The organism is Pseudomonas sp. GL-B-26 (assembly GCF_019947405.1).
GTDB lineage: Bacteria > Pseudomonadota > Gammaproteobacteria > Pseudomonadales > Pseudomonadaceae > Aquipseudomonas.
Window position 1 is genome coordinate 91,821 of the sequence record NZ_JAGYGJ010000009.1, and the last position, 15,792, is coordinate 107,612.

Annotated in this window: 12 protein-coding genes; 4 read left to right on the plus strand and 8 right to left on the minus strand. The window is 58.2% G+C overall.

All coding sequences use genetic code 11. From position 1 onward, the window contains the following. Nucleotides 1–129: 129 nt before the first annotated feature. Both phnX and KGB23_RS08285 read left to right on the plus strand, forming a co-directional pair. A complete protein-coding gene (gene phnX / locus KGB23_RS08280) occupies nt 130–957 on the plus strand; it encodes a phosphonoacetaldehyde hydrolase (RefSeq protein WP_223430632.1) in 828 nt (275 codons plus the stop codon). Between the two features lie 186 nt (nt 958–1,143). Next, a complete protein-coding gene (locus KGB23_RS08285) occupies nt 1,144–1,692 on the plus strand; it encodes a cytochrome b (RefSeq protein ID WP_095128893.1) in 549 nt (182 codons plus the stop codon). A 10-nt stretch (nt 1,693–1,702) separates the two neighbouring features. Here KGB23_RS08285 and KGB23_RS08290 read toward each other — a convergent pair whose 3' ends face one another. Together KGB23_RS08290 and KGB23_RS08295 are read right to left on the minus strand one after the other, a co-directional pair. Then, the gene (locus KGB23_RS08290; RefSeq protein ID WP_223430634.1) at nt 1,703–2,620 is read right to left on the minus strand and encodes a 1-aminocyclopropane-1-carboxylate deaminase/D-cysteine desulfhydrase; all 918 of its coding nucleotides are present in this window, start codon (nt 2,618–2,620) and stop codon (nt 1,703–1,705) included. A 190-nt stretch (nt 2,621–2,810) separates the two neighbouring features. Beyond that, entirely contained in the window at nt 2,811–4,850 is a 2,040-nt protein-coding gene (locus KGB23_RS08295; protein WP_223430635.1) for an FAD-dependent oxidoreductase, read from the minus strand. Nucleotides 4,851–5,059: 209 nt separating this feature from the next. Here KGB23_RS08295 and KGB23_RS08300 point away from each other — a divergent pair, with 209 nt between their 5' ends. Together KGB23_RS08300 and KGB23_RS08305 are read left to right on the plus strand one after the other, a co-directional pair. Then, the gene (locus tag KGB23_RS08300; protein ID WP_223430636.1) at nt 5,060–6,190 is read left to right on the plus strand and encodes a carbon-nitrogen hydrolase family protein; all 1,131 of its coding nucleotides are present in this window, start codon (nt 5,060–5,062) and stop codon (nt 6,188–6,190) included. A 3-nt stretch (nt 6,191–6,193) separates the two neighbouring features. Further along, nucleotides 6,194–7,234, plus strand: coding sequence for an AraC family transcriptional regulator (locus KGB23_RS08305; RefSeq protein WP_150656381.1), 1,041 nt, complete (start codon nt 6,194–6,196; stop codon nt 7,232–7,234). A 349-nt stretch (nt 7,235–7,583) separates the two neighbouring features. On the opposite strand, the gene KGB23_RS08310 is transcribed toward KGB23_RS08305, so the two are convergent. From KGB23_RS08310 to clpP, 6 genes are all read right to left on the minus strand, one after another. Next, nucleotides 7,584–8,411 carry a DUF2242 domain-containing protein gene (locus KGB23_RS08310; protein WP_223430637.1) on the minus strand — a complete coding sequence of 276 codons (828 nt, stop codon included), beginning with the start codon at nt 8,409–8,411 and terminating at the stop codon, nt 7,584–7,586. A gap of 229 nt (nt 8,412–8,640) precedes the next feature. Further along, nucleotides 8,641–10,512: a SurA N-terminal domain-containing protein gene (locus KGB23_RS08315; RefSeq protein ID WP_223430638.1), complete on the minus strand. Its 1,872-nt coding sequence runs from the start codon at nt 10,510–10,512 to the stop codon at nt 8,641–8,643. Nucleotides 10,513–10,745: 233 nt separating this feature from the next. Continuing rightward, complete coding sequence (locus tag KGB23_RS08320) at nt 10,746–11,018, minus strand: HU family DNA-binding protein (RefSeq protein ID WP_002552737.1); 273 nt, start codon at nt 11,016–11,018, stop codon at nt 10,746–10,748. Nucleotides 11,019–11,165: 147 nt separating this feature from the next. Continuing rightward, nucleotides 11,166–13,562 (minus strand): endopeptidase La, encoded by a 2,397-nt coding sequence (gene lon / locus KGB23_RS08325; protein WP_027926069.1) that lies wholly within the window; start codon nt 13,560–13,562, stop codon nt 11,166–11,168. Between the two features lie 161 nt (nt 13,563–13,723). Continuing rightward, a complete protein-coding gene (gene clpX / locus KGB23_RS08330; protein ID WP_007946893.1) occupies nt 13,724–15,007 on the minus strand; it encodes an ATP-dependent Clp protease ATP-binding subunit ClpX in 1,284 nt (427 codons plus the stop codon). A 112-nt stretch (nt 15,008–15,119) separates the two neighbouring features. Continuing rightward, the gene (gene clpP, locus KGB23_RS08335; RefSeq protein WP_046047575.1) at nt 15,120–15,755 is read right to left on the minus strand and encodes an ATP-dependent Clp endopeptidase proteolytic subunit ClpP; all 636 of its coding nucleotides are present in this window, start codon (nt 15,753–15,755) and stop codon (nt 15,120–15,122) included. Nucleotides 15,756–15,792 lie beyond the last annotated feature (37 nt).

Consider the following 15,792-nt stretch of genomic DNA (forward strand, 5'->3'; position numbering starts at 1 on the left):
CCATCCACCTCGGTGTTTTTAGATGAACCGAGTCGCCAGAGTTAACGACTGCTGCGCAGCCGAACGCAGCCTCGCTGGGGCTCGACAGCTGCTACAGGGCTCTTCATTCCCCAATACAGGATTTGAGACATGAACTACGCAAACCCAACCAAGCTGCAAGCCGCCATCCTCGACTGGGCCGGCACCGTGGTCGACTTCGGCTCTTTCGCGCCAACTCAAATTTTTGTCGAAGCCTTCGCCGAGTTCGACGTCCAGGTGTCCATCGAAGAAGCCCGCGGGCCGATGGGCATGGGCAAGTGGGACCACATCCGAACCCTGTGCGATCAGCCGGAAGTGGCCGAACGTTATCGCCAGGTGTTCGGCCGTACGCCGACCGACGATGACGTTACCGCCATCTACAAGCGCTTCATGCCACTGCAAATCGAGAAAATCGCCGAACACTCGGCGCTGATTCCGGGCGCGCTGGACACCATCGCCAATCTGCGCCAGCAAGGGATCAAGATCGGTTCCTGCTCCGGCTACCCGAAACAGGTCATGGACAAGGTGGTCGAGCTGGCCGCCACCAACGGTTACGTCGCCGACCACGTGGTCGCCACCGACGAAGTGCCCAACGGCCGTCCATGGCCGGCCCAGGCGCTGGCCAACGTGATCGCCCTCGGCATCGATGATGTCGCGGCCTGCGTGAAGATCGACGACACCGTGCCGGGTATTCTCGAGGGTCGCCGTGCCGGTATGTGGACCGTGGCGCTGATTTGTTCCGGTAATGCACTGGGCCTGGACTACGAAGGTTACCGCGCCCTCGGCAGCGACCAACTGGACAGCGAACGCAAGCGCATCCACGGGATGTTCGAAGGCTCGCGGCCGCACTACATGATCGACACCATCACCGATTTGCCGGAAGTGATCGCCGATATCAACAAACGTCTGGCCAACGGCGAGATGCCGCAAACCAGCTGATTGCGCCTGTCACCGCATAAAAAAGCGCCAGTTCCTGAACGGAACTGGCGCTTTTTTGTGGCCAACCACTTGATCCAGAGCATTGAACGCCCAAATAGCCACAGGCAAATCCACCAAAGCGGATTACAGTTAACGCACACCGTCTAACAAGAACGGTGGCTCGACCTGACCTGTGAGGAACACCGTATGCCCTGGAAGAACTCCGACTCACGCTACAGCACCGTATCGATCACCCTGCATTGGTTGATGCTGGTCCTGCTGGCGCTGGTTTATGCCTGTATCGAATTTCGCGGGATCTTTCCAAAAGGCAGTGGCGGGCGGACGCTGATCGTTGAATCGCACTTCATGCTCGGTCTGACCGTGTTCGTACTGGTGTGGCTGCGCTTGTTCGCGCGCAGCCTGGGCCCGGCACCGCAAATCTTCCCGGCCTCGCCTCACTGGCAGACCGTGTTGGCCAAACTGATGCACTGGGCGCTGTACATTTTCATGATTGCCATGCCGATTCTGGGCTGGCTGGTCACTAGCGCAAAAGGTCACCAAGTGATGTTCTACGGCTTCGACCTGCCGTTGCTGATCGCGGAGGACAAGGCGTTGGCCAAGCAGATCGAGGGTTGGCATGAACTCGGCGGCACCATTGGATACTGGCTGATTGGCCTGCACGCCGTGGCGGGGATTTATCACCACTATGTAGTGGGTGATAACACCTTGCTGCGGATGATGCCCAAGCGCGGGTGAATCCGGCCGCTCACTGGAAACCCCGGCGGCCCTGCAAACCGCCGGAATGGATGAAGATCAGGCGCGTGCCCTTTTCGAATCTTCCGGCTTCTACTTGCTGCTTGAGCGCCAACAAGGCTTTGCCGGTGTACAGCGGTTCAAGGGGAATGCCGCTGGCCTGTTCGGTCTGATCGATGAATTCGAGCAACAGCGGATCGACTTTGGCAAAGCCGCCACGGCTGGCGTCGAACAATTCATAAGCGCGATTGTGTAAACCCGCCTCTTGCACAATTGATTCGACCTGCTGCGCTACCCCATGATCGTCGGGCACCGCCAGCGCGCCATACACCGGGTGTTCACCTGCTTCGGCCAGCACCAGACCGGCCAGGGTCGTGCCCGTTCCGCAGGCCAGCCACCAGCCGTCGTAGTCGCTCCAGCCCAGACCGTTCAGTTGCGCGCTGACCATTGTCCTCAACTGCAGGCAGCCCTTGGCTCCCTGTAACCCGCCGCCACCTTCCGGCACCGGATACAGATCGGGATACTGCGCCTGCCATGGCAGCCAGAAACCCGGCTCGTGCCGCGCTCGATAACCGCCATAACCCAGCCAATGCAATTGCATGCCAAACGCCTGCAAGTCTTTCACCGTCGGCGTTTCTTGCGGATGACCGCGCAGCAGGCCAACGGTGCGAAAACCGAAACGTTTGCCCGCCGCGGCCAGTGCATGCAGATGATTGGAGTGGGCACCGCCCAGACTGATGATGCCTTTGGCACCGATCTGGTCAGCGGCTTTCAGGTGCTCGATGAGTTTGAACCACTTGTTGCCGCTGATCAGCGGGTCGATCTGGTCGAGGCGCAGAATTGCGACTTCGATGCTTGATCGGGCGAGCCAATCAAGATGAAGGGGTTCTAGGGGGGCCTGGGGTAGCCATTCGTTAGGAGGGAGAAGCATCGATGCTGGCTCTGGGTGAAGAGCCGGCATCTTAACAGCCGTTGTGGCGAGGGGGCTTGTCGGAATGCCGCATCACCCCGTTCGGCGGCGTAGCCGTCGTGAATCAGACGCTACGGTATGTCAGTAAGACTTCAGGGGGCGCTGCGCACCCCAACGGGGGCAAGCCCCCTCGCCACAGGGCCTGTGTTGATTACAACTCAGCAGCCAGACGCGAACCCTGGTTGATCGCCCGCTTGGCATCCAGCTCTGCCGCCACATCCGCGCCGCCAATCAAATGCACGTTCTGCCCGGCCGCCACCAGCCCCTCGTGCAATTCACGCAGCGGATCCTGACCGGCGCAAATCACGATGTTGTCCACCGGCAGCAGCTGCGGCTCGCCGGTTTCGCCGATGCGGATGTGCAAACCTTCGTTGTCGATCTTCAGGTACTCGACGCTGTTGAGCATCTGCACCTGCTTGTTTTTCAGACCGGTGCGGTGAATCCAGCCCGTGGTTTTACCCAGGCCATCGCCGACCTTGGATTTCTTGCGCTGCAGCAGGAACACTTCACGCGCCGGTGCATGGGGTTCAGCCTTGATGCCGGCAACACCGCCGCGCGCTTGCAGATGCGTATCGATACCCCATTCCTTCCAGAACGCCTCGCGATTCTGGCTGGTGGCCACGCCCTGGTGAACCAGGAACTCCGAGACATCGAATCCGATACCACCGGCACCAATCACCGCAACGCGTTTGCCCACCGGTTTGCGCTCAAGGATCACGTCCAGGTAGCTCAGCACCTTGGCGTTCTCGACGCCCGGAATCGCCGGGGTTCTTGGGGCAATACCGGTGGCGAGAATGATCTCGTCGTAACCGCCCTCAACCAGTTTCGCCACGTCGACGCGGGTGTTCAGGCACACCTCAACGTGGGTGGTCTGCAGTTTGCGGTTGAAATAACGCAGGGTTTCAAAGAACTCTTCCTTGCCTGGCACACGCTTGGCGATGTTGAACTGGCCGCCAATTTCGCTCGCCGAATCAAACAGCGTCACCTGATGACCACGCTCAGCCGCCACCGTCGCCGCGGACAGACCCGCAGGACCGGCACCGACCACCGCGATTTTCTTGATCTGCTGCACCGGCAGGTAATTGAGTTCGGTTTCGTGACAAGCACGCGGGTTTACCAGGCAACTGGTCAACTTGCCGCCGAAGGTGTGGTCCAGGCAGGCCTGGTTGCAACCGATGCAGGTGTTGATTTCATCGGCACGACCTTCAGCGGCCTTGTTGACGAAGTCCGGGTCGGCGAGGAACGGCCGCGCCATGGAGACCATGTCGGCATCGCCTTCGGCCAGAATCTGCTCGGCCACTTCCGGGGTGTTGATACGGTTGGTGGTGATCAGCGGAATGCTCACCGAACCGCGCAGCTTGGCCGTGACTTTGCTGAACGCACCGCGCGGCACTTTGGTGGCAATGGTCGGGATCCGCGCTTCGTGCCAGCCGATGCCGGTGTTGATGATGGTCGCACCGGCCTGCTCGATGGCCTTGGCCAGCGTCACGATTTCTTCCCAGCTGCTGCCGCCTTCCACCAGATCGAGCATCGACAGGCGGAAGATAATAATGAAATTCGGGCCTACCGCTTCACGCACACGGCGAACGATTTCCACCGGCAGGCGAATGCGGTTTTCGTAGCTGCCGCCCCAACGGTCGGTGCGGTGGTTGGTGTGGGCCGCGAGAAACTGGTTAATGAAATAACCTTCGGAGCCCATGATCTCGACGCCGTCGTACTCGGCCTGTTGCGCCAGGGTCGAACAGGTGACGAAATCGCTGATCTGTTTCTCGATGCCTTCCTCGTCCAGCTCTTTAGGCTTGAACGGGTTGATCGGCGCCTGAATGGCGCTCGGTGCGACCTGTTTCGGGCTGTAGGCATAACGCCCGGCGTGAAGGATCTGCATGCAGATCTTGCCGCCCGCCTCGTGCACCGCGCGGGTGACGATGCGGTGCTTGAGCGCTTCTTCCTCGGTGGTCAGTTTGGCCGCGCCGGAGTACACCCCACCCTCGTCGTTCGGGCCAATACCGCCGGTGACCATCAGGCCAACGCCGCCACGGGCACGTTCGGCGAAGTACGCCGCCATGCGCTCGAAACCGCCGGGCTTTTCCTCAAGACCAGTGTGCATCGACCCCATCAGGGTACGGTTGCGCAGCGTGGTAAAACCCAGGTCCAGCGGGGCCAACAGGTGCGGGTAATGAGCGGCGGTCATCGGTAACTCCACATCGAGCGATCACGAAAAAAGTGCAGGAGCTCTTCGGCCCCCGTCAGTCATGTTGGACAGACTAAGAGTCGCGCCGCTGCCACTCAATGACCGTAACTGACAACTTATTGATCCAAATGTGCAGCGCCCCTTGGCAAGTGCCGGCATGGGCCCTACCCTAGTCGCGAATCCTGCACACGGCCGTTGACTGTTTCCCCATGCGCAAACTTCTGTACCTGACCTTCTCCATGGCATTGATTGCCGCCCTTACGACCTACGCCATGTGGGCCGCGGACCGTCCGGTGGGTCATTACCTGTCGGACCTGCGCATCAACCTCGCGGTCGACCAAGGCACACCCGCCGATCGCGGCAATCTGCTGGGCATCCAGCCCGAACTGTTTCCCACCGACTATCAAAGCCCCGAGCGCTTGCACCGCAAGCTGGCGGCCTATTTGCAGAAGGCCCAGGACCAGGGCCTGCTGAATGAAAAAACCATCGTCGTCCTGCCCGAACATGTCGGCACCTGGTTGATGGTCAGCGGCGAGAAAGATGAGCTGTACCAAGCGACCACGCTCAAGGAAGCCATGAACTGGTTGGCGGTCAGTAACCCACTGAAGTTCGTCCGCGCACTGATCAGCGCCAAGGGCGACAGCCGTCTGGACGACGCGCACCTGCGCATGAAGGCCAAAGGCATGGCCAAGGACTACCAGGCGCTGTTTGGTGGTCTGGCGAAAGAATTCCACGTGACGTTGGTGGCTGGCTCCATCGTGCTACCCGAGCCCAGCATCGTCGACGGCACCCTGAAAATCGGCCGCGGCGCGTTGTACAACAGCACCGTGGTGTTTGGTCGCGATGGCCTGCCGATCGGCCAACCCCAGCGCCAGATGCACCCGATTTTCGATGAACATGAAGTCATCGCCGCCAATGGCGAGCATACGCTCAACGTCGTCGACACCCCGGCCGGACGCCTGGGTGTGCTGATCGGCAGCGACAGCTGGTACCCGGACAATTACCGCAAGCTCGACGACCAGGGTGCGCAGTTCGTCGCGGTCCCTGCGTTTGTGATCGGGCACGGCACTTGGGACAAACCGTGGCGCGGTTACAAGGGGCTGTCGACACCTGGTTCCGTCAGCCTCAAGGCCGGCGAACTCAGCGAAGGCCAGGCCTGGCATCGCCTGACACTCACCGCTCAACCACCTGGCAGCCAGGCAATCGCTGGCATGAGCGTGTTCCTGCGCGGTCAGTTTTGGGATCAGGGCAGCGCCGGCCAAAGCTTTCTCAGCAGCAACGGACAGCAGTTCGCCGATGGTGATGCCCCTGGCGCGCGTTTGCTGAACCTCTGGTTGTAACCGATGAAACCGTTGCCGATGCGCCTCGGCGATCTGTCGGTCGGCTTTGTTCATAGCCTGGCCGACGCCGTGCGCAGCCACGGTGTAGATCCTCAGCCGCTGCTCGAACAATATGGCCTCGACGCGGCTCGCCTCAGCGAAGCGGGCGCCCGGCTCTCGATCCCGCGCTACATGCGCCTGGGTCACAGCGCCATTCAACTGACCGACAACCCGGCACTTGGTTTGCGCATGGGTCAGCTCAGTCGCCTGAGCCAGGTCGGCCTGGCCGGGGTCACGGCCGCTCAGGCGCCAACGGTGCGAGAAGCCGCGCGGTGCCTGATTCGCTTCGAAGCCTTGTATGGCTCCAACTATCGCGGTCAATCGAGCTTTCACGAAGACGCCCAAGGTGCCTGGCTGCGGTTTTATTCCATCAGCCCTTACAACGCCTACAACCGCTTCGTGGTGGATTCGATCATCGCGGGCTGGTTGCAGCAATTGTCCAGCATAAGCCCTGCCCCGTTGCGGGCCGAACGTATCGAGATCGAGTTTGATGAGCCGGATTACCGAACGGCTTATGAAGTGCTGGGCGACTGCCCGATCCAGTTCGGTTGCGAGCACAATCAACTGCGCTTGAGCCTTGCCAGCCTCGCCCAGCGCAACCCGGAACACTGCCCGAGCACTTGGCGACACTTGCTGCAACTGTGTGAGCGGGAACTGGAGCAACTGACACGCACCCGCAGCCTGCGTGAACGCATCACTCAGTTACTGGGGCCATTGCTCAATGGCGGCCGGGAACCCGACCTGGAAGAAGTGGCGGCACGCCTTAAGCTGCCGACCTGGACCTTGCGCCGCAAACTCGCCGAGGAAGGCACGCAATTTCGCGCGATCCTCAATGACACGCGTCGCGACCTGGCCATGACCTACATCCGCGATACCGAACTGGCGTTCGGAGAAATCGCCTACCTGCTGGGCTTTGCCTCAGCCGAAGCCTTTCAACGGGCCTTCAAACGCTGGAGCGGCCAGACTCCCGGCGAGTTTCGCCGCAGTCATCGCCAATCCGCTTGACGCTTACAGCTCGGTAGCGTCTTCGGCCGGTTCCAGCGGGTCCAGTTCAAACGCCTGATACTCGAGCAGCTCTTCTTGATAATCGTCCATTCTGAATCCCCCACAGCTCGTTGAAAAAAACGCCTGAATAAATGACCAGCGCCCCGAGCATAAAGTGCCCACGTGAAAGAAAAATGACGCAGGCACGCCGCTCAGCGGCTACTTGATAAAACGTAGCAGGCCGTCAGGAATTTATCACAGGATTTTTTCGATACAGGCCGTAGGACAATGGCCTGGGTTGACGCGGATCAATTTAAAGCCGCTGCGGGATCGGTGTCGTCTGACCCGATCCCGCAGCGTCAGAGCACGATTACTGGCCTGATACAGGAATGGCCGAAATAGGCTCGGTGGGTGGAGGAAGGCTTGATTGGGGCGGCGGAGTGACCGTTTCCGTGGTCGATGCCGGCTCGGTATTCTCGGCCGGAGCAATCGGAGCGGCTTCAGGCGGCGGCGCAACCGGCTCAGAGGCTGCTGGAGCAGCTTCGGCAGGTGCCGGCGCAGGTTCTGCCGCAGGTGCCGGGGTCGGTGCCAATGGAGCCGGTGCGGCCTTGGCTTCAGGCACGCCGAGCTCGGGTTTCGGCTTATCCTTGATGTGCGCGGCCTTTTTCGCTTCCGGCGGCAGGAACAACTCGACCAGGGTGAAGAAACGCTCGTAGAACTTGGGCGACGATACAGTTTCGCTGGCAACCTTGACCATCGAGTCGTCGGACGAGCCGATCGGCATCGACACAGAACCCAGCACGCCTACACCAACGCTGGCGGAGTTGTTGGTCTTCTTCAGCGCATAACGGTCCTGCAGGGCGTTGGCGAACATGGTCGCGTGGAGCCCCTCACTGCCGTCATCGGCACAGACCACACTGAAGCTGATCTCCATGTGAGTCTCGCCGGTCTGCTGGAAGCTTTTGTGTCCGCTGACCAGTTTCGGGTCGGAGCTGGTGATGATGTAGCCCTGGCTGAGCAACGCCCGACGGGCGGCTTCGCACGTCTGCGCGTCCGTCACCGGGTAGCTGCGCGAAAACGTTCCGGAGTCATCGAAGTTCTCATGCTCGTAGATAGGGGCTTTCTTCGACGAGCAGCCGGCCGCGGTGGCCAGCACCAACGCCAGCCCTGCAACACGCATGGGAATTGATTTAAACATTGAACATCCTGAGGAAAACGGTCCGGGGCGTATTGTGCAACAGATCGATGCTTAGCGGAGTATCGATTAGTGTCTTAAAACAGTTACAAGTCTACTGACTGTCATTTACAGGAAAAAGTCGCACGGTAAATACTCAGGCGACGGGTAACCCGCGCTGCTTTTGTTTCACCCATAAAAAACCCCAGCCTTTCGGCCGGGGTCTTTGTGTAGCGCAAAACTCAGTCAGGCATCAGAAGCGTTTGATCTCAGCCTGGCTTTCCAGCAGTTTGCGGTAGGCCGCAAAGTCTTGCTGTCCAATGCGCGAAGCGAGGAAGCGACGGTATTGAGCCTTCTCTTCTTCGGTCGGCGCAGCAGCTTCGTTCACGCCGTTCAGACGCACAATCACCAAGCTACCATCGGCCAGGGTCACGCTGCTGAAGGTCGGCTTGTCCTTGGCGACAGGCTTGGGCATGCGGAACAGCGCCTGCAGCACGGTTGGGTCAACCCCTTCCTGGCCACGAGTGGCTGCCTGGGTCACTTTCCAGCTCTGACCGTCGATCGCCTTGTCCAACGGAGTCTTGCCATCGCGCAGGCTGACAATCAGCTCTTCAGCCTTGGTCTTGGCGGCAGCACTGGCGTGCTCCTTGGCCAATTGCACGCGAATGCTGGCAGCAACGCTTTCCAGCGGCAGTTGCGCAGGCTTCAGGTGCTCCTTGGCGCGCAGCACGATCACGGTTTCCGGATCGAGCTCGATGGCGGTGCTGTTGGCACCCTCATTCAGCACTTCAGGACTGAACGCAGCAGTGATCACGGCACGGTTGGCCGCAACACCTTCGCCACCTTCACGGCCGAACGGTTTGGACGTATGAACAGTGAGCTTCAGGTCCTGCGCCGGCTGAGCCAGATCGGAGGCTTCGAACGACGAGTCTTCCAGTTGCTTGGTCGCCTCGACGAAACGCTGCTCGACCTGCTGGGTTTTCAGCTCACGGGTCAGCTTGTCTTTCAGGCTGGCGAGCGTCGGCACTTCAGGCGCTTCGACACCCAACAGCTTGATCAGGTGGAAACCGAAGTCGGTGCGAACCGGCGCCGAGACCTGATCCTTGGCCAACGCATACAGCGCTGTTTCGAAGGCTGGATCGTAGACACCAGGACCGGCATAGCCGAGGTCGCCGCCGTTGTTCGCCGAACCAGGATCCTGGGAGAACTCCTTGGCCAGAGCTTCGAACTTCTCGCCTTTTGCCAGACGTGCCTGGATCTCTTCGATCTTGGCCTTGGCTTGCGCTTCGGTCACCTTGTCGTTCACTTCGATCAGAATGTGCGCGGCCCGGCGTTGCTCGGACAGGTTCGCGGTTTCTTTCTGATACGCCGCTTGCAGGTCTTCGTCCTTGACGCTGACCTGATCAAAGAAGGAAGCCTTCTTCAACTCCAGGTAATCAATGACCACCTGATCCGGCGTCATGAATTCCTTGGCGTGTTCATCGTAGTAGGCTTTGACTTCATCGTCGCTCAGCTTCACAGCCGCCGGGTCAGCCTTGACGTTCAGCGAAGCAAAATCGCGGGTCTGTTTTTCCAGACGGGCGAATGCCAGAACCTGTGCGTCGGTGACGAAACCACTACCTGCCAGACCAGCGCGCAGCTGACCGATCAGCATTTCCTGAGCCAGCATCTGGCGGAATTGCATGCGGCTGTAGCCGAGTTGGCGAATAACCTGGTCGAAACGCTCAGGGCTGAACTTGCCATCAACCTGGAATTCAGGCGTTTGCAGGATCACCTGGTCCAAAGCAGCTTCGGAAAAAGCGAACTTCGAGTTTTCTGCGCCTTGCAGCAGCAGCTTGCGGTCGATCAGGCCTTTGAGGGCCGATTCGCGCAGCATTTTTTCGTCGAGCAAGGAAGCATCGAAATCCTTGCCCAGCTGTTGCATGAGCTGACGGCGTTGCATATCGACCGCCTGGCTCAGCTCGTTCTGGCTGATTTCTTCGCCATTGACCTTGGCCGCATCATTGCTGTGCGTCGTGGCCTTGAAGATGGCGTCGAAACCGGTCAAAGCCATCAGTGCAACGATGACCCCGATAATGGTCTTGGCAATCCAGCCTTGTGAATTGTCCCTGATATTCTGCAGCATGCGTCCCCCAGAAACGGTTGAACTTCAAAATTAGGCAACCGTGGAGCGTGGGTAGAATCCGGATAGAAGAAAGGCGCATCCGAGGATGCGCCTTCTCGTAACTGGCGGAGCGGACCGATGACTCGAACTTGCGAGCCTCGGCGTCTCGGATCGGCGACTCGCCAACTGGACTACCGCTCCGCTGCCAGGTCAGGCATGACCCCGACCCGGATAGGCAAAAACCTGAATCGAACTTAGTTGACAGCTTCTTTCAGTGCTTTACCGGCTTTGAAACCTGGTTTTTTAGCAGCTGCGATTTCCAGCGTCTTACCGGTCTGTGGGTTACGACCAATGCGAGCTGGACGATCAGTTACGGAGAAAGTACCGAAACCAACCAGAACAACAGAGTCGCCAGCCTTGAGAGCGCCAGTGACGGATTCGATTACAGCGTCCAGCGCACGGCCAGCAGCAGCTTTCGGGATATCAGCGGATGCAGCGATAGCATCAATCAGTTCCGACTTGTTCACTCTAAGTCCCCTTATATCTATTTGAGTATGATTCTAAGTTTTTTGGTGAAAGCAAAAACGAGTGCTGAATGGCCTACAGACACTTAAGAGCCGCTTTATAACAAGGGCTCTAAAAAGCTGTCAACAAGCCACCCAGGCAAATGCGTACTAATGCGTGCTAATTCTTTCCTTAGAGTCAGACTCGCGTTTTTCATCCTTTGCAACTATCTCTGGAGCTACATCTGGCAAGGGCTCCGGCGCGTATTGCAGCGCAATTTGCAGGACCTCGTCAATCCATTTAACCGGTTTAATCTGCAGATCTTGCTTGATATTGTCAGGAATTTCCTTCAGATCGCGTACGTTCTCTTCAGGAATGATCACGGTCTTGATTCCGCCACGGTGAGCAGCGAGCAGTTTTTCTTTCAAACCGCCAATCGCCAGCACCTGACCACGCAGGGTAATTTCGCCAGTCATGGCGACGTCCGCGCGCACAGGGATCCCGGTCAATGCCGATACCAGAGCCGTGCACATGCCCACACCGGCGCTAGGGCCGTCCTTCGGGGTCGCCCCTTCCGGCATGTGGATATGCGTGTCGCGCTTCTCGTGGAAGTCCAGGGGAATCCCCAGGCTCTTCGCGCGACTGCGAACAACGGTCAGGGCCGCAGTGATCGATTCGACCATGACGTCACCCAAAGAACCGGTCTTGATCAACTGGCCTTTACCCGGTACGACTGCGGCTTCGATAGTCAGCAACTCGCCACCTACCTGAGTCCACGCCAGCCCGGTGACCTGACCGATCTGATCCTGCGATTCGGCCAGACCGTAGCGGAATTTGCGCACGCCCAGGAAGTGTTCCAGCATCTCGGCAGTGACCTTCACCGAGAAGCGTTTTTCCATTGCATGCTCTTTGACCGCCTTGCGGCAAACCTTGGCAATCTGGCGCTCCAGCCCACGTACACCGGCTTCGCGGGTGTAGTAGCGGATGATGTCGCGGATCGCTTCGGCGTCGAATTCCAGCTCGCCTTTTTTCAAACCATTGGCAGTAATCTGCTTTGGCGAAAGGTATTTGACGGCGATGTTGATCTTTTCGTCTTCGGTGTAACCCGGCAGACGAATCACTTCCATCCGGTCCAGCAAGGCTGGTGGAATGTTCATGGAGTTCGAGGTGCAAAGGAACATCACATCGGACAGGTCGTAGTCGACTTCCAGATAGTGATCGTTGAAATTGTGGTTCTGCTCAGGGTCGAGCACTTCCAGCAACGCCGACGCCGGATCGCCACGCATGTCGCTGCCCATTTTGTCGATTTCATCGAGCAGGAACAGCGGGTTGCGAACGCCCACCTTTGTCATCTTTTGAATCAATCTTCCTGGCATCGAACCGATGTAAGTACGGCGATGACCACGAATTTCCGCTTCATCACGCACGCCACCGAGGGCCATGCGCACGAATTTGCGGTTGGTGGCGTGAGCAATCGACTCCGCCAGAGAGGTTTTACCTACCCCTGGAGGACCGACCAGGCACAACACCGGACCACGAATTTTCTTCACTCGCTTCTGCACGGCGAGGTATTCGAGGATCCGCTCTTTGACTTCTTCCAGACCATAGTGATCTGCATCGAGAATGTCTTCTGCGCGCGCCAGATCCAGACGCACTTTGCTCTGTGCCTTCCACGGCACCTGAACCAGCCAGTCAATATACGAGCGCACCACGGTCGCTTCCGCAGACATTGGCGACATTTGTTTTAACTTGTTCAGTTCACCCTGGGCTTTGGCCAAGGCGTCTTTCGGCAGACCGGCGGCATCGATACGCTTTTTCAGCTCTTCGATTTCGTTGTGGCCTTCGTCGCTGTCGCCGAGCTCTTTCTGAATGGCCTTCATCTGCTCATTCAGGTAGTACTCGCGCTGGCTGCGCTCCATTTGTTTTTTGACGCGACCACGAATGCGTTTTTCGACTTGCAGCAGGTCGATCTCGGCATCCAGCAACGCCAGAACGTGCTCGACCCGGGCCGACAAATCAATGATTTCGAGGATTTCCTGCTTCTGCTCGATCTTCAGGGCCATGTGTGCGGCCATGGTGTCGACCAGGCGGCCTGGCTCGTCGATGCTGTTGAGCGACGACAGGACCTCAGCGGGGACTTTCTTGCCCAGCTGTACGTATTGTTCGAACTGAGCCAGCAGGCTGCGTACAAACACTTCCGACTCGCGCTCTGGCGCGTCGACTTCGTCGATCAATGAGACTTCGGCGCGGCAGTGGCCGTCCACTTCGCTGAAACGCTCAACGGCGCCCCGCTGCTCACCTTCGACCAAAACCTTGACCGTGCCGTCAGGCAGCTTGAGCAGCTGCAGAACGGTCGCAATGGTACCTACGCGATAAAGTGCATCTTCACCGGGATCGTCGTCAGCAGGGTTTCTCTGAGCCAGCAGAAGGATCTGCTTGTCGCCCGTCATCGCTGCCTCGAGGGCTTCGATGGATTTCTCGCGCCCCACGAACAGCGGGATAACCATGTGCGGATAAACCACAACATCACGCAATGGCAGGAGAGGCAATTCGATGGTTGTCTTCATGATTTCGCCTCTACGGCGGCCATAAGGCCGTAAACAGATGGAAGTGAGCTTGAAACCAAGATGGGGGCTACCTTCAAAAAAAACAAGCTTAAAGAAGGTGTTAAAACGCGCAAAAAGCAAAGGGGCCCGAAGGCCCCTTCTTTATTCCAGCAGCGTGACGCTTAGGCGTCTGGCGCTGCCTTGGCAGCCGGCTCACTGTTTTCGTAGATATACAGTGGCTTGGACTTGCCTTCTATAACGCTTTCGTCGATCACTACTTTACTCACCTCGGACTGCGAGGGGATTTCATACATAGTGTCGAGCAATACACCTTCGAGAATCGAACGCAGTCCACGGGCACCGGTTTTGCGTTCCAGGGCACGTTTGGCGACCGATTTCAGAGCGTCGGCCCGGAATTCCAGGTCCACACCTTCCATCTCGAACAGCTTGGCATACTGTTTGGTCAGAGCATTTTTCGGCTCGGTGAGAATCTGCATCAGCGCAGCCTCATCAAGCTCGTCCAGCGTGGCAAGTACCGGCAGACGACCGACGAATTCCGGGATCAGACCGAACTTGACCAGATCGTCAGGCTCGACTTCACGCAGGGACTCACCGACTTTCTTGCCTTCTTCCTTGCTGCGCACTTCCGCGTTGAAACCGATACCGCCCTTGGTGGAACGGTTTTGAATAACCTTTTCCAGACCGGAGAACGCACCACCGCAGATGAACAGGATGTTACGGGTGTCGACCTGAAGGAATTCCTGCTGCGGATGCTTGCGACCACCTTGAGGCGGAACGGAAGCGACCGTGCCTTCGATCAACTTGAGCAGGGCCTGCTGCACGCCTTCACCGGAAACGTCCCGGGTGATCGACGGGTTATCAGATTTGCGCGAGATCTTGTCGATCTCATCGATGTAGACAATGCCCATTTGGGCCTTTTCTACGTCGTAATCGCACTTCTGCAGCAGCTTCTGAATGATGTTTTCGACATCTTCACCCACGTAACCTGCCTCGGTGAGGGTGGTTGCGTCGGCGATGGTGAACGGAACGTTCAGCAAGCGGGCCAGTGTTTCGGCAAGCAGGGTTTTACCCGAGCCTGTCGGGCCGATCAGCAAGATGTTGCTCTTGCCGAGTTCGACATCGTCATTCTTTTTGTCACGCTGGTTCAGGCGCTTGTAGTGGTTGTACACCGCTACGGCCAGAACCTTTTTCGCACGCTCCTGACCAATCACGTACTGATCAAGGATGCCGCTGATTTCTTTAGGCGAAGGCAATTTATGCGCGCTGCTTTCGGCCTGGGCTTCCTGCACCTCCTCACGGATGATGTCGTTGCACAGGTCGACGCACTCGTCGCAGATAAAGACCGAGGGGCCGGCAATCAATTTGCGCACTTCATGCTGGCTTTTGCCACAGAAGGAGCAATAGAGCAGCTTGCCGTTGTCCTCGCCGTTGCGGGTGTCAGTCATTCGTTCGATCCAAATCCGATAGGCTTGCAACACAAGATGAAGGCTATTGCGGGCTTTTTCAAGCCCGCTAGTGATCGGACGCGCCGACCAACCTTATTTTGAGCTGCTTAATTTAAGCGGGGCGCTGGCTGATCACTTCATCGATCAACCCGTATTCACGCGCTGCTTCTGCACTCATGAAATTATCGCGGTTGGTATCGCGCTCGATTTCTTCAAGAGTGTGCCCGCTATGCTTGGCCATCAGCGTGTTGAGACGCTCGCGAATGAAGAGGATTTCCTTGGCATGGATTTCGATATCCGAAGCCTGGCCCTGGAAACCGCCCAGTGGCTGGTGAATCATCACACGCGAGTTCGGCAAGCAGTAACGCTTGCCAGGAGCACCGGCCGTCAATAGAAACGCACCCATGCTGCACGCTTGACCGATACAGGTGGTCGACACGTTTGGCTTGATGAACTGCATGGTGTCATAGATCGACATGCCCGCCGTCACCGAACCGCCCGGAGAGTTGATATAGAGATGGATGTCCTTGTCCGGGTTTTCCGCTTCAAGGAACAGCAGTTGCGCACAGATCAGGTTGGCCATGTAGTCCTCTACCGGACCAACCAGAAAGATCACTCGCTCCTTGAGAAGGCGCGAGTAGATGTCATAGGCGCGCTCGCCACGAGCAGACTGCTCGACAACCATCGGGACCAGACCGCCTGCGGCCTGGATATCAGAGTTCTGCTGAATATACGAATTACGGAACATGCTCTGCAGTCACTCCCAAATAGTTATGTCTTGAATA

What these genes read in the sequence shown, in the direction of transcription:
- phnX (WP_223430632.1), top strand. Translation starts at nt 130, where the DNA reads ATGAACTACGCAAACCCAACCAAGCTGCAAGCCGCCATCCTCGACTGG.
- KGB23_RS08285 (WP_095128893.1), top strand. Translation starts at nt 1,144, where the DNA reads ATGCCCTGGAAGAACTCCGACTCACGCTACAGCACCGTATCGATCACC.
- KGB23_RS08290 (WP_223430634.1), bottom strand. Translation starts at nt 2,620, where the DNA reads ATGCTTCTCCCTCCTAACGAATGGCTACCCCAGGCCCCCCTAGAACCC.
- KGB23_RS08295 (WP_223430635.1), bottom strand. Translation starts at nt 4,850, where the DNA reads ATGACCGCCGCTCATTACCCGCACCTGTTGGCCCCGCTGGACCTGGGT.
- KGB23_RS08300 (WP_223430636.1), top strand. Translation starts at nt 5,060, where the DNA reads ATGCGCAAACTTCTGTACCTGACCTTCTCCATGGCATTGATTGCCGCC.
- KGB23_RS08305 (WP_150656381.1), top strand. Translation starts at nt 6,194, where the DNA reads ATGAAACCGTTGCCGATGCGCCTCGGCGATCTGTCGGTCGGCTTTGTT.
- KGB23_RS08310 (WP_223430637.1), bottom strand. Translation starts at nt 8,411, where the DNA reads ATGTTTAAATCAATTCCCATGCGTGTTGCAGGGCTGGCGTTGGTGCTG.
- KGB23_RS08315 (WP_223430638.1), bottom strand. Translation starts at nt 10,512, where the DNA reads ATGCTGCAGAATATCAGGGACAATTCACAAGGCTGGATTGCCAAGACC.
- lon (WP_027926069.1), bottom strand. Translation starts at nt 13,562, where the DNA reads ATGAAGACAACCATCGAATTGCCTCTCCTGCCATTGCGTGATGTTGTG.
- clpX (WP_007946893.1), bottom strand. Translation starts at nt 15,007, where the DNA reads ATGACTGACACCCGCAACGGCGAGGACAACGGCAAGCTGCTCTATTGC.
- clpP (WP_046047575.1), bottom strand. Translation starts at nt 15,755, where the DNA reads ATGTTCCGTAATTCGTATATTCAGCAGAACTCTGATATCCAGGCCGCA.